Genomic DNA, 13,916 nt, shown 5'->3' with positions numbered 1-13,916 from the left:
GATGCAATCAGTATTAAAACAGGCATATCACGTGATCAGCAAACCCAGAATTAATGCCGATGGCATTACCATTCATTCCCCCGAAGAATTCGAAGGCATGCGCCGCGCTGGGCGTTTGGCTGCCGAAATTTTGGACAACATCGCCCCGATGATCGAGGTTGGTGTCACCACCGCCGCGCTTGATAAGGCTGTTGAAAAAATGGTGAATGACGCGGGTGCAAAATCCGCAACAATTGGGTATCGCGGATATCAACATGCCACCTGTATTTCCATAAACCACGTTGTGTGCCATGGCATTCCGTCCGATAAAAAACTGCGCGATGGTGATATTCTAAATATCGATGTGACTGTTATTTTGGACGGATGGTTTGGCGATAATTCCCGCATGTATGTGGCAGGCAAGCGGAGCCGCAAAGCAGAGCGCTTGATTGATGTAACACATACCGCGTTGATGCTGGGTATTGATCAGGTGAAACCTGGCAATACATTTGGTGACATTGGCGCCGCAATCCAAACCTATGCAGAGGCACAGCGTTGTTCGGTTGTGCGCGATTTTTGCGGGCATGGTTTGGGGCGCGTGTTTCATTCCGCGCCAAATGTTTTGCATTATGGCCGTTGGGGTTCTGGCCCTGTATTGGAAGAAGGCATGTTTTTCACCATTGAACCAATGTTGAACCTTGGCCGCCCAGAAACCAAAATCTTGGCCGATGATTGGACAGCGGTAACGCGTGATAAATCGCTATCCGCACAATTTGAACATTCTGTTGGTGTAACATCCGATGGTGTTGAAATTTTCACTCTGTCACCTGCCGGAAAATTTCACCCGACTTGGGATTGATTTAACATTCGTTAACCAAGTCGCGCCACTGTCAACATATGGACAGTAAACGTAGTAGCTTTCAAGAATCGCCTCTCCCCGATCTTTTCACGGGCAAACCTGTGGTTGTGGAAGATTTTCGCAAAAACCATCGCGCGCGCCTGCGAGATCGATTTTTTAAGGGCGGTGCTGCGGCAATGCCCGATTATGAAATCTTGGAATTGATCCTGTTTCGCGCCATTCCACGGCGTGATGTGAAACCATTAGCGCATAAATTGATCAAGGAATTTGGTGATTTTAATCGCGTGCTGGCTGCACCGATTGGGCGGCTTGCTGAAATCAAAGGGATCGGCCCCGCTGTTGCGCAAGAATTAAAAATCATCGAGGCCGCGGGCCATCGCATGGCACAGGCGCGGGTATTGGGACAGGATGTTTTATCATCATGGGATGCCTTAATGGTATATTGTAAAACGGTCATGGCGCATCGTGATACCGAACAATTTCGGATTTTGTTTTTGGATCGCAAAAACACGTTGATTGCGGATGAGGAACAACAACGTGGCACTGTTGATCATGTCCCCGTTTATCCGCGAGAGGTTGCCAAACGCGCATTGGAATTAAACGCAAGCGCAATCATTTTGGTGCACAACCATCCATCGGGCGATCCATCACCAAGCCAGGCAGACATTGATATGACACGGCGTATTGAAAATGCATTGCTGGCGCTGAATATTACGCTTCACGATCATATCGTGATTGGCAAAGAAACCGATGCAAGCTTTCATTCGTTAGGATTGCTTTGATCATTCAGGCTGATCGCGCACCCATAATTCCACACGGCGATTTAATGCCTGTCCATAGGCGACATCATTGCATGCAACGGGGGCAATTTCACCAAATGCTTTTTCGATAACGCGTTTTGGATCAAGGTCATCAATCAATGTATCTTTGAAAACTTGGCGAAGTACTTGGTTGGCGCGTGCGAGTGATAACTTTTGGTTGCTGGCATGATCGCCCCGATTATCGGCAAAGCCAGCAAATATCAGTTGTTGGTCATCATAAACACCTGATTCAATTGCATGTCGTAAGACGCGTGCTTGGGCGGCGGATGCCAGATCCAGTCTTTGCCCCGTTGAATCAAAGCGAAATGTGATGGACATGCGGCGAGCATTTGAAAGTGTGCCAACCATGTCTTGCAAATATTCCAAACCTTCTTGGGTAGAAATATTTTGCAACGCATAGGCCAGCCGATCCCCTTGATAAGAAAAGGATCGCGTATCAGGCCAAAGGCTTAGATACCCTTGTTTTTCCAATATGCTTTGACTTATCGGGGAATAAATTTCGGCCAAAAATGCGCGGGCAGAGCGTGGCAAACGTTTCGTTGGGCGAAACATATGGTATTGATACGCGAGCGGATATTCCCCTGATTTTATGGTGAAAAAATCGGCATGAAACATCAAATTACATGGTGTTGTTACCGGTATGGCGGTGGCATTTTTCACCGCTGAAAATGGAATAAACCCAATGGCGTCAGGGTTGCGATCGACCAAATCTTCGACCTGTTTAGTATTATTGCTTATCAAAATATGGGCATTTGATTTATCAGGCCACGCATTTGCCAAACGTTTTGGCCAATCCGTTTTGGATTGCAGAATCTGTTTGGGAAGATGCAAAGAAATTGGACGATCTTCACCCCCCAATTGTTTCCAATTGACCACATCACCACGCAAAATTTTACGGATCATGGTGACGCTAATTGATTGGATGGTGTTTGAGGGATTGACGATCGGAACCAGACCATCAAATGCAATGACGGAACGGCGATGTTGATCCATCGCATTTGGTGTTTGCCCGATAAATAATGTTGGTTGGCGAACAGTTGTTTGTTGCTCTGGTGTCAGGGTGCGATTGGTCAGGCTGATTTCAAGCGTTGGCGAATGTGCCTGATGTGGTGACGGATCGTTGGACGTGGTAACGTGAATATTCCCATCACCAAATGATGTGGAACGGTTTGCAAGTTCTGGGATAAAATTGGATATCAAACCACCAGGTCCAGCAAAGCCGATACGCGCAAGGCGCTGTTCTGGTTTTGGGCAATTGTGTCCATCACATGAAAGCCCATCCGCATGTAATGTGATCGGCCCTTGCGGAGTTTGCAGGCGAATATATTCATCGTTGAAAAACAGAATTTGGCCTGTGATCGACAGTGCCTTATCTTTGGTGGAAATTGTCACGTCCTGTGCACTCGCAACCACAGCACCGAAAAAAATCGTGGCCATAAAAACGCTGAAAACGCGCAGAAATTTGAATATCAAACAAACCATGGGTGCAGGTATTTACAAGGTTTTTTGTTTGATCAACAAAAACCTGTACCAATCCTGTATTTTACAAAGTGATGTTGTTTAAAAATTAAAAGGCACCCGAAGGTGCCTTTGTTACAGTTTGCCGTGGCAATGTTTATATTTTTTGCCTGACCCACATGGGCACGCGTCGTTTCGCGCAACCGCGGGCCATTCCGATTGATCCACGTCATCGGATGTGTCCGCTCCGTTTGGAACAACACCAGCAGCGGCCATTTGTTCCATGATCATTTGCTGTTGCTCTTCTTCGGTGGGTTTGCGGATCATGGCCAAGGTGCGGGTCACGTCGCTTCGCAATGAATCAAGCATGGATTCAAATAGGGCGAATGCCTCGGTTTTGTATTCGCTTAGTGGATCACGTTGGGCATATCCGCGCATGCCAACCACGGAACGCAAATGTTCCAACGTGACCAAATGTTCGCGCCATTTGCCATCAATGATTTGCAACAAGAAATGCTTTTCCGCTTGGCGCATTTGATCGCCGCCAATGTCACGCGTTTTGGCGGCCATCGCTTCGTCAGCTTTTTCAGACAAACGTTCGCGGATATCTTCGTCATCAATGCCTTCTTCGGCGGCCCATTTGACAACGGGTAAATCAAGACCAAGAATTTCCAAAACCTTGCCATATAATCCTTCAACATTCCATTGATCGGCATATGTTTTGGCGGGGATATGTTCGTCAACCAGATCGTCGATGACCTCGTCGCGCATGTCTTTGACGATTTCGGACAGATCTTCGGCCTTCATGATTTCAAGGCGTTGTTCAAAAATCGCCTTACGTTGATCATTCATGACGTCGTCGAATTTTAACAATTGTTTACGAATGTCAAAGTTGTGGCCTTCGACCTTGGCTTGTGCTTTTTCTAGCGATTTGTTGACCCACGGGTGAATGATGGCTTCGCCCTCTGCCATGCCAAGTTTGCCCAGTACAGAATCAAGCCGTTCTGATCCAAAGATACGCATCAAATCATCTTCTAGGGACAGGTAAAACGCCGAACGCCCCGGATCACCTTGGCGCCCAGAACGGCCGCGGAGCTGATTGTCGATGCGACGGCTTTCGTGACGTTCTGTTGCCAGAACGAACAAGCCACCAGCAGTAAGCGCGGCTTCTTTGTCTTTGGCGATTTCGGCTTGCACGTCTTTGCGCAATTGCACGGGGTCGGCATCATCACCAAGTTCGGTCAATTTGGCATTCACGACCATATCGACATTGCCACCCAACTGAATATCTGTACCACGACCCGCCATATTGGTGGCAATTGTCACCGCACCTGGTTTACCCGCATCGGCGACGATCTGTGCCTCTTGTTCGTGGAAACGTGCGTTCAATACGTTGTGGGGAATGCCGTCTTTGTTTTTGGCAAATTTTTCTAGCGCTTCGGCACCGTTCAAAAAAGATTCCTTTTCTGAATCCTTTTTGAAGTTATTAGCGGTTTGGCGAAGTCGCGATGCGATTTCAGTTAGTGTTTTTGGGTTTGACAACATTTCCGACAAATATTCGGACTTTTCGATTGATGTTGTACCAACCAATGTTGGCTGACCTTTGGCATGCGCAATGGCGATTTCTGATACAATCGCGCGGTATTTTTCAATTGCTGTGCGATAAATTGCATCGTGTTCGTCAATACGCGCGATGGGGCGGTTTGTTGGAACTTCGACCACACCCAGTCCATAAATTTGCGCAAATTCTTCGGCCTCTGTTTGTGCCGTACCTGTCATGCCCGCCAATTTGTCATACAGGCGGAAATAGTTTTGGAACGTCACCGACGCCAATGTCACGTTTTCAGGTTCGATTTTGACGCCTTCTTTGGCTTCGATCGCTTGATGCAATCCTTCGGACAGGCGACGGCCCGCCATCATGCGGCCGGTGAATTCGTCGATCAACACAACCTTGTTGTCGCGCACAATGTAATCTTTGTCTTTCTTAAACAAAACATGTGCACGCAGGGCGTTGTTGATGTGGTGAACAACTGTTGTGCTTTCGGGGTCATACAATGTTTGCCCCTCTGGCAAAATACCCATACCCAACAAGCGCTGTTCGACAAAATCATTACCTTCATCTGTCAGGTTGGATGCGCGGGATTTTTCATCAATGGTGTAATGTTCCTCGGTCAATTCGGGAACCAATTTATCCATTTGAACGTAAAGCTCTGAATTATCTTCAGATGGGCCAGAAATGATAAGCGGTGTTCGCGCCTCGTCGATCAGGATACTGTCCACCTCATCAACAATCGCGAAATAGTGATCGCGTTGTGCCATTTGAGACAGATCAGATTTCATATTGTCGCGCAGATAATCAAAGCCAAGTTCGTTATTTGTGGCGTAGGTGACATCGGCAGCATAGGCCGCGATTTTGTCTGCTTCGACCATGTTTGGAACCACAACACCTGTTGTCATGCCAAGTGCAGAATAAACCTTGCCCATCCATTCCGCATCACGCGTGGCCAGATAATCGTTTACGGTCACAACGTGAACACCACGACCCGTCAATGCGTTCAGGTAAACGGGGAACACACCCACAAGGGTTTTACCCTCGCCTGTTTTCATTTCGGCGATATTACCTTGGTGCAGAAAGATACCGCCCATAAGTTGGGTATCATAGGCACGCAGACCAAGCGCGCGTTTTGCGGCCTCTCTTGCGTTTGCAAATGCCTCTGGCAACAGCGCATCAAGTTTTTCACCACCTGCAAGGCGGGTTTTGAATTCTTCGGTTTTGGCAGCAATGCCAGCATCGGTTAGCTTCGCAAAATCATCCTCTAGGGCGTTGATTTTGTCCACCAATGGGCGAACCGATTTAATCGTGCGATCATTATGTGTGCCAAAAATCTTTTTCGACAATGTGCTAATGCCAAGCATATCTGCTCCGTTTTTCGTCAAGTGCTGGTTTTCCAGCCTGAAAATTTAACGCAAGCGTGAAGGGATATTGATTGCTATCACTTGCCCGTCGTGACCATTGGTCATAAGAAGATGCAAAAGCATTTGATCCATACGCGAATACGCCGATTAAGGCATGTAAGCAGGGAAATCGGTGCTGTCAACTTCGCCCCATCTGGTGCGCAACATATTTGGTTAACAGTTGCGTGACAGAAATACGCATAATTGGAGATTACGCATGAACTTTATTCAAAAGACAGCCGCCACATTTGGTGTGATCGCGGGCATGGCCGCGCCATCATTCGCCGAGGACATCAACGGTGATACCGTGTTGGCAACCGTGAATGGCACCAAAATCACAGCTGCACATGTGGTGACGTTGGTTGATCGTTTGCCCCCAAATTACGCTGCATTGGATGATAAGGTTCTGTTTGACGGAATTTTGGATCAATTGATTCAGCAAACGCTTTTGGCTGATACTGCCAACACAGATAGCAAACGCGTAAAATTAGCACGCGAAAACGAAGAACGTGCATTGTTGGCAACGGTGGCATTGGACGCATTGGGTGACACAGCCATCACAGAAGAAGCGCTTGCAAAAGAATACGAAGCCGAATTTGGCGATCTGCCAGAAGAGCCTGAATTCAAGGCCGCGCATATCTTGGTTGAAACCGAAGAAACAGCAAAAGAATTAATCGCCGCTCTTGAGGGTGGTGCCGAATTTGGTGAATTGGCCAAGGAAAAATCAACAGGTCCAAGTGGCCCAAATGGTGGCGATCTGGGCTGGTTCGGTCAGGGTCAAATGGTTCCTGAATTTGAAGAAGCCGTGGCCGCAATGGAAGTGGGCGGCGTATCAGCACCTGTTAAAACGCAATTTGGCTGGCACGTGATTAAGTTGAATGAAAAACGCAACAAACCCGCCCCAACAATGGAAGAAGTGAAAGAATCACTCGAAGATTCATTGCGCGGCAAAGCGGTTGAAGCGGAAATCACCCGATTGGAAGCCGAAGGCGAAATTGATAAATTGGAAGTGTCGGACGATTATTCCTTTATTCGCAACACCACCTTTTTGGATGATTAAGGTTTAACGCAAATGGCATCACAAAAAGCAAAAAACAAAGCTGCCAAGCTGAAAAAGAAAATCAAGAAATTGAAAAAAGAGGTCGCGGCACAAAAGGGTTCCGCACCTTTGGTTTCACCCCTTGCCCCTGTTGGTGGATTTCCTGATTTGCCCGTTATCGCAGGTGTGCGTTTCAGCGCCGCCGCCGCGGGTGTGAAATATCAAAACCGCGATGATGTGATGCTTGCAGAAATCACAGCGGGCAGCGCAATCGCAGGGGTGTTCACACGATCATCCACGCGCTCTGCCCCTGTTTTGGATTGTCAGGAAAAATTGGCGAAACCGTTGCCTGCGGACAAACCGATTGCGATTTTGGTGAATTCTGGCAATTCAAATGCGTTTACGGGTGGCGCTGGGCGCAATTCCGTGAATGCGATAACAACGGCAACTGCGGAAATTTTGGATACGGTTCCTGAATGTGTGTTTACCGCATCAACGGGCGTAATCGGGCAACCATTGCCACATGATCGTATCATTTCGAAAATCGAAACGCTTCGCGATACCTTGTCCAAGGATAGCGCCAAGGCCGCGGCCAAGGCGATTATGACAACAGACACATTTGCCAAAGGTGCCAGCGCAGAAATCACGCTGGGTGATAAGCCTGTTCACATCGCTGGCTTTGCCAAAGGTTCGGGAATGATTGCACCGGACATGGCGACGATGTTGGTGTATATTTTTACCGATGCAAATATCGACCAAGCGGTATTGCAAGCAATGGTTTCGGGCATCAACGACAAATCGTTTAACGCCATTACGGTTGATAGCGACACATCAACATCTGATAGCTTGATGATTGCCGCAACCGGCCAAAGCGGAGCGCCGCGTATCACAGATTTAACCAGTGAAGATGCCAAAACTTTTTCAGCGGCGTTGAATGATGTGATGCTGGAACTGGCGCATTTGGTGGTCAAAGACGGCGAAGGTGCGACCAAGTTCGTGACCGTAAATGTGACAGGTGCAGACAGTGATGCATCGGCCAAAAAGATTGGTCTTGCGATTGCAAATTCACCATTGGTCAAAACTGCGATTGCAGGACAGGATCCAAACTGGGGTCGTGTTGTGATGGCGGTTGGTAAATCGGGTGAACCTGCGGATCGCGATAAACTGGCGATTTGGTTTGGCGATATTCTGGTTGCCGAAAAAGGCTGGGTTGCGCAAAGTTACACTGAACAAGCAGGTTCTGATTACATGAAAAACCCCGAGCTTTCGATCACCGCTGATATCGGTGTTGGTGATGGCCGCGCCACCGTTTGGACATGTGATTTGACGCATCAATATATTTCAATCAACGCTGATTATCGTTCATGAAAACGGTTCTGGTTGTTGCGGTTGCATTGATTGACACCGACGGGCGCGTTCTGTTGGCACAGCGCCCCGAGGGCAAATCAATGGCGGGTTTGTGGGAATTTCCAGGGGGCAAGGTTGAACCCGGTGAAAAGCCAGAGGATGCACTGATCCGCGAATTAAAAGAAGAACTGGGTATTGATACATGGGCGTCGTGTTTGGCGCCGCTTACTTTTGCCAGCCATTCATACGATGATTTTCACTTGCTGATGCCCGTGTTTGCCTGTCGCAAATGGGATGGAATTGTAACCCCGCAAGAGGGTCAGAAATTGGCATGGGTGAAACCAAACGCGCTAAAGGATTATCCAATGCCAGCGGCGGATATTCCATTGATTGCCGTGATGCGCGATTGGCTTTGATTTAAATCCAGCCTGACAATTCGTTTTGGATAATATCGGTCATCATGTCCAAATGATCGGCATTGTCATTAAGGCATGGAATATAGGTGAATGTTTCACCACCTGCCTCTTTGAATGCATCTTGAATTTCTTCTTGAATTTCCTCGAGCGTCTCGATGCAATCGGCGGAAAATGCAGGTGATATCACCGCGATGTTTTTCTTACCTTGGCGCGCCAATTCGGCCACATGTTCCACCGTATATGGGCGAAGCCATTCTTCGCGTCCGAACACAGATTGGAATGTTGTGGTGATGTCATCATCGCTCCAGTCCAGCGCCTCTTTCAACAGACGCGTGGTTTTCTGACATTGGCAATGATACGGATCGCCTTCCATCAAGTAACGTTTTGGCATGCCGTGATATGATGCGACCAATAAATCGGGCTTCACCGCAAGGGTTTCATATGCCATCTGCACCGAATTTTTTAACGCATTGATATATTTTGGATGATCATAATATGCAGGCACCGTGCGAACGGCTGGTTGCCAGTTTAGCTTCATCAATGCGCGAAACGCTTCGTCATTTGCCGTGGCGGTGGTGGGGGCCGCATATTGTGGATACAGCGGGAAAAATACGATTTTTTCAACACCTTGATCGCGCATCTTGTTGATCACCGATTCAACCGATGGATTGCCATATCGCATGGCGAAATCAACGATGACATCTTCGCCATAAATTTTGGCCATCTGCGCGGCAACGGCATCACATTGATCCCGCGTGATGGTTAACAGCGGGCTTTCATCGCGATCAGTGTTCCAGATGCTTTGATATGCTTTGCCAGCGCTGAACGGACGCTTGGACAAAATGATCAGCTGCAAAATAGGTTGCCATTTCCAGTTTGGTATATCGACAACACGCTTGTCGGACAAAAACTGACCCAGATATCGGCGCATGGACCAATAATCGGTGGCATCGGGCGTGCCGAGATTGGCCAGCACCACACCAATTTTGGCGGGTTTAATGGCGGGGTGATCTTTGCCTGCAAATGCAAGCCTGTCTTTGTTTTTGTCGATTGGCATCATGTTTTCGCTGATCGTTTGTGTTTCATTGACCAAATAGAAATTATCACTCGGATTCAAGGTCGCGTTCTGCCACACCCAAGGCCTGTGCCAAACGTGATTGTGCAGAACCGGGGCGAAGCGGTTTTTGTTGCGTGTCCGATGGCGCCCAACCAGTTAAGAACACAAACTCCATTGTCGCATTAACACGCCCATCGGGTGTGGCAAATGTGGATTGATATTCATCGATCATTGCAGACAAAACATCCCGACGCATCGGGCTTTTTTGGCGTTGCATCAGGGCGTTCGTTTCACCCATACCGCGCAATTCGCGCATCAAATGCATAGGTGTTTGATAGCTAAGATTCACATCTATCGCATCGGCCACGGGCAATGCGTATCCTGCGCGTTGCAATAATCCACCCAGATCACGAATTTCCCCCATCGGGGCGATATGGGGGCTTATCCCACCCAAAACGCGGCTTTCAGCCTGAGCAAAGGCAATGCGCAATTCTTGTAATGTTTGCCCACCAAACATCACCGCGATCATCAAACCATCGGGGCGCAATGCGCGGTTCATTTGCACCAATTGTCCAACGGGATCGTTTGACCAATGCAGCGATAGTGCGTGTATGATCAAATCACAACTGTTTGGCATCAGATCGAGCGTATCTGTATCTGGAATAACAGTCGCAGAAAGACCCAGCTTTTTGTTCCACTGCGCACCCTGCCAGCCGATAATTGTTGGATCAGTAAAGGTTCTGTTAACCTCCTGCAGTCTTTCTTGAACCACATCGATGGCGTAGTCATGCAAAAACCAATCACCTTGATCGCCACACGTGGCGCGTTGGCGGTGCATGGCCAGCGCTTCGGTATCAAAAATTTTCGGTGGTGATTGCATGAACGACTCCCTTAGCAACGATTTAACGCCCCTCGCCCCAAAGGAAAAGAGCATGTTGGCAAACATGTTCAACGGGCTGGTCCGCGCCGCATACCCACCGCTTTGCGTTTCATGTGGTGTGGAAACGGAGGCCGAAAATGGCCTGTGTTCAGATTGTTGGGGCGATACATATTTCATCGACGGCGCCATATGCGATTCCTGTGGCACACCGCTAATTGGCGAAGATATGGGTGATGAATTGATTTGTGATTCATGTACGCATGCACCACCTGCGTGGATACAGGGACGCGCTAGTGTGGTTTATGATGGCGGCGGGCGGCGAATTATTTTGGCCTTGAAACATGGTGATCGGTTGGACGTGGTTATTCCACTGGCGGAATGGATGATTAAATCAGGTGCGGATCTGTTACGAAAAACAGATGTTATTATCCCCGTGCCATTGCATCGCTCACGGCTATTCACCCGAAAATATAACCAAGCAGCGGCATTGGGAAATCAGATTGCAAAGCGTACCAACATTCAAACGGTTCCAGATTTGTTAATCAGAACAAAAAGGACAAAAATGCAAAAGGGCATGTCGCGAAATGAGCGATTGGAAAATCAAAGCGATGCAATACAAGTGAACCCACGCTTTGTGCAAATGATCGTCGATAAAAATGTTTTGCTAATTGATGATGTCATGACGACAGGTGCAACCATGTCGACATGTGCAAATGAATGTATTTCAGCGGGTGCCGCAACTGTGAATACGCTTGTTTTTGCACGCGTTGCACGTGACGAATAAAAGATTATATTCGTGATGAAACATTGGAGTAGTCTTTATGAAAAACGTTGTAATTTATACGGGTAATCTGTGCGGATTTTGCACCGCTGCGAAAAACTTGTTATCCAACAAGGGTGTGAATTTCACAGAAATTAATGTGCATTCAAACCCTGAAAAACGTGCGGAAATGATGCAACGTTCCAACGGTGGACGTACAGTACCACAAATATTTATTGATGATTTGCATGTGGGCGGATCGGATGATTTACACATGCTGGAACGCGCAGGAAAGCTTGACGCGTTGTTGTCCGCATAATGCGTATCGGGGTTGTTCAACTAAACAGTTCGGATAACCCCAAAGCAAATTTGCAAACTACCCAAGATTTGATCGAAAAGGCGGCGTTGGACGGCGCAGAATTTATTGTCACACCAGAGGTGACAAATATTGTTTCGGGCGATCGCGCCCATCAATCCATCACGTTGCAAACCCAAGAGAACGATATCACGCTTCGCGCAATTTGTGCACAGGCAAAGAATTTAGAGGTCTGGGTATTAATTGGGTCTTTGGCGCTTTTGGGTGGTTCGAATGGACGATTTTTAAACCGTAGTTTTCTGATCAACCCAACGGGGGAGATCGCCGCAACCTATGATAAAATTCATATGTTTGATGCGATGATTTCCGACACTGAATCCTATGCCGAAAGCAGTGGATATCAGCCAGGTGATCGCGCAGTTGTTACACAAACTGATTTTGGCACTGTGGGGTTGTCAATTTGTTACGATATCCGTTTCCCCCAATTGTATCGCGATTTGGCACAGGCGGGAGCACAGATTATTTTTGTGCCATCCGCATTTACGCAACAAACTGGCGCGGATCATTTACAAGTTTTGTTGCGTGCGCGTGCAATTGAAACAGGCTGTTTCATTGTTGCACCCTGTCAAACGGGAACGCATCCAACACAAACCGCAAAAGTGCGAAATACCTATGGTCATTCGATGGTGATTGATCCTTGGGGGCAAGTTTTGTTGGATGCGGGTGTATCACAAGGGATTAGTGTTTTGGATTTAGACCTGACTTTGGTAGAAAAGGCGCGTCAACGCATCCCCGCATTGCAACATGATCGCGAGTATAAGAAACCAAAAAATGTCTGATCCATCCGAAGCCGACCCCATTGCCATCGCGCTATTTTCTGAAATTTTGATGGCTGAACAAATGATGCGCGCGCGATTGTCCAAAGCGCTGCCCAAGGGGATGGAGCTGTCGCATTTTACGGTATTGAATTTTTTGGCCAATCAATCGAGCGAAAAATCACCTGCGCAATTGGCGCGGGTTTTACATTTGACCAAAGGCGCGATGACAAACACGCTGACCAAATTGGAAAATTACGGGCATATCCACGTGCGCCCTGATTGGGATGATGCGCGGCGCAAACGTGTTGCGATATCCGATGCGGGGTTGCTTGCACGACTTGATGCAATACGCGCTGTGCGCCCTGTGTTTGATAAGGTGATGAACGAGGTTGGGCACGAAAAAGTGCGTGCAGCACTACCATTTTTGCGTGATCTGCGCAGCGCGCTGGATTAACCCGCCTTAACGCTCGCGGTGACGTAGTTCACCGATAAATCACGATCAGAAATCGACCAACCCCATGTCAGCGGATTGAATACAAACCCCTTGCGATCAACGTTTTGCAAACCCGCATTGGTAATCAGCGATACCAATTCATCTGGTGTAATGAACTTGTCATATTCATGCGTGCCCTTTGGCAGCCAGCGCATGATGTATTCTGCACCAATGATCGTCATCAAAAACGATTTTGGATTGCGGTTGATGGTTGAACAAATCATCAACCCATTTGATTTCAACAATTGCTGACAGGCCGTCAGATATGCCAGTGGATCGGCCACGTGTTCAACGACCTCCATATTCAAAACGATATCAAATTTTTCGCCATCAGCGGCGAGCGATTCAGCCGTGCAATTGCGATAATCAATTTTGAGCCCTGATTGTTCTGCGTGAATTTGAGCCACGGGAATATTACCCGCCGCTGCATCTGCGCCAACCACCGTGGCGCCAAGGCGTGCCATGGGTTCGGATAACAGTCCACCGCCACAACCGATATCCAGCAATCGCAAACCATCAAACGGTTTTGGCTGTGTTGGATCGCGATCAAATTCGGCACAGATTTGATCGACGATGTAATCCAGCCGCGTTGGATTCAACATGTGCAACGGTTTAAATTTCCCCTCGGTGTCCCACCATTCGGCGGCCATTGCTTCGAATTTCGCAACTTCATCAGGGTCGATTGTTGTGTTTACAGCCATTGCATTGCCTTTTGAAA

Annotated in this window: 14 protein-coding genes and 1 pseudogene; 9 read left to right on the top strand and 6 right to left on the bottom strand. The window is 48.0% G+C overall.

Annotated features, from left to right (window positions below; genetic code table 11):
- The first annotated feature begins 1 nt into the window (after position 1).
- Both map and radC read left to right on the top strand, forming a co-directional pair.
- Positions 2-838 carry a type I methionyl aminopeptidase gene (gene map, locus BFP76_RS01345; protein ID WP_099591371.1) on the top strand — a complete coding sequence of 279 codons (837 nt, stop codon included), beginning with the start codon at positions 2-4 and terminating at the stop codon, positions 836-838.
- Between the two features lie 38 nt (positions 839-876).
- Positions 877-1,620, top strand: coding sequence for a RadC family protein (gene radC, locus BFP76_RS01340; RefSeq protein ID WP_099591370.1), 744 nt, complete (start codon positions 877-879; stop codon positions 1,618-1,620).
- Here radC and BFP76_RS01335 read toward each other — a convergent pair whose 3' ends face one another.
- The 3 genes and pseudogenes from BFP76_RS01335 to secA all read right to left on the bottom strand — a co-directional run.
- On the bottom strand, positions 1,621-3,096 hold the full coding sequence (locus BFP76_RS01335; protein ID WP_165775625.1) for a substrate-binding domain-containing protein: 1,476 nt from the start codon (positions 3,094-3,096) through the stop codon (positions 1,621-1,623).
- A 156-nt stretch (positions 3,097-3,252) separates the two neighbouring features.
- Positions 3,253-3,393, bottom strand: a complete 141-nt coding sequence (locus BFP76_RS14850) for an SEC-C metal-binding domain-containing protein (RefSeq protein WP_476704002.1) — start codon at positions 3,391-3,393, stop codon at positions 3,253-3,255.
- Between the two features lie 11 nt (positions 3,394-3,404).
- A pseudogene (secA, locus tag BFP76_RS01330) lies at positions 3,405-6,033 on the bottom strand (preprotein translocase subunit SecA); the annotation flags it as partial.
- A gap of 256 nt (positions 6,034-6,289) precedes the next feature.
- On the opposite strand from secA, the gene BFP76_RS01325 reads away from it, so the two are divergent.
- The 3 genes from BFP76_RS01325 to BFP76_RS01315 are packed head-to-tail and all read left to right on the top strand — an operon-like array spanning position 6,290 to position 8,874.
- Positions 6,290-7,132, top strand: coding sequence for a peptidylprolyl isomerase (locus BFP76_RS01325; protein ID WP_099591367.1), 843 nt, complete (start codon positions 6,290-6,292; stop codon positions 7,130-7,132).
- Between the two features lie 12 nt (positions 7,133-7,144).
- Positions 7,145-8,479, top strand: coding sequence for a bifunctional glutamate N-acetyltransferase/amino-acid acetyltransferase ArgJ (gene argJ / locus BFP76_RS01320; RefSeq protein ID WP_099591366.1), 1,335 nt, complete (start codon positions 7,145-7,147; stop codon positions 8,477-8,479).
- Positions 8,476-8,874, top strand: coding sequence for a (deoxy)nucleoside triphosphate pyrophosphohydrolase (locus tag BFP76_RS01315; protein WP_099591365.1), 399 nt, complete (start codon positions 8,476-8,478; stop codon positions 8,872-8,874). Before argJ ends, BFP76_RS01315 begins: the two co-directional genes overlap by 4 nt.
- A gap of 1 nt (position 8,875) precedes the next feature.
- Here BFP76_RS01315 and hemH read toward each other — a convergent pair whose 3' ends face one another.
- Together hemH and BFP76_RS01305 are read right to left on the bottom strand one after the other, a co-directional pair.
- Positions 8,876-9,934: a ferrochelatase gene (hemH, locus tag BFP76_RS01310; RefSeq protein WP_099591521.1), complete on the bottom strand. Its 1,059-nt coding sequence runs from the start codon at positions 9,932-9,934 to the stop codon at positions 8,876-8,878.
- A gap of 43 nt (positions 9,935-9,977) precedes the next feature.
- Entirely contained in the window at positions 9,978-10,811 is an 834-nt protein-coding gene (locus tag BFP76_RS01305; RefSeq protein ID WP_099591364.1) for a methyltransferase domain-containing protein, read from the bottom strand.
- A 52-nt stretch (positions 10,812-10,863) separates the two neighbouring features.
- Here BFP76_RS01305 and BFP76_RS01300 point away from each other — a divergent pair, with 52 nt between their 5' ends.
- The 4 genes from BFP76_RS01300 to BFP76_RS01285 are packed head-to-tail and all read left to right on the top strand — an operon-like array spanning position 10,864 to position 13,159.
- Positions 10,864-11,595: a ComF family protein gene (locus BFP76_RS01300; protein ID WP_099591363.1), complete on the top strand. Its 732-nt coding sequence runs from the start codon at positions 10,864-10,866 to the stop codon at positions 11,593-11,595.
- 37 nt (positions 11,596-11,632) lie between these two features.
- Positions 11,633-11,890, top strand: a complete 258-nt coding sequence (gene grxC / locus BFP76_RS01295; protein ID WP_099591362.1) for a glutaredoxin 3 — start codon at positions 11,633-11,635, stop codon at positions 11,888-11,890.
- Positions 11,890-12,726, top strand: a complete 837-nt coding sequence (locus BFP76_RS01290) for a carbon-nitrogen hydrolase family protein (protein WP_099591361.1) — start codon at positions 11,890-11,892, stop codon at positions 12,724-12,726. The genes grxC and BFP76_RS01290 overlap by 1 nt, the downstream gene beginning before the upstream one ends.
- Positions 12,719-13,159 carry a MarR family winged helix-turn-helix transcriptional regulator gene (locus BFP76_RS01285; protein WP_099591360.1) on the top strand — a complete coding sequence of 147 codons (441 nt, stop codon included), beginning with the start codon at positions 12,719-12,721 and terminating at the stop codon, positions 13,157-13,159. Before BFP76_RS01290 ends, BFP76_RS01285 begins: the two co-directional genes overlap by 8 nt.
- On the opposite strand, the gene ubiG is transcribed toward BFP76_RS01285, so the two are convergent.
- A complete protein-coding gene (gene ubiG, locus BFP76_RS01280; protein ID WP_099591359.1) occupies positions 13,156-13,899 on the bottom strand; it encodes a bifunctional 2-polyprenyl-6-hydroxyphenol methylase/3-demethylubiquinol 3-O-methyltransferase UbiG in 744 nt (247 codons plus the stop codon). The two genes, BFP76_RS01285 and ubiG, sit on opposite strands and share 4 nt — an antisense overlap.
- Positions 13,900-13,916: the final 17 nt, after the last annotated feature.

Source organism: Paramylibacter kogurei, assembly GCF_002742285.1.
GTDB classification, from domain to species: domain Bacteria; phylum Pseudomonadota; class Alphaproteobacteria; order Rhodobacterales; family Rhodobacteraceae; genus Amylibacter; species Amylibacter kogurei.
The sequence above is the reverse complement of the archived record's forward strand: the minus strand, read 5'-3'. Positions and strand labels throughout refer to the sequence as shown.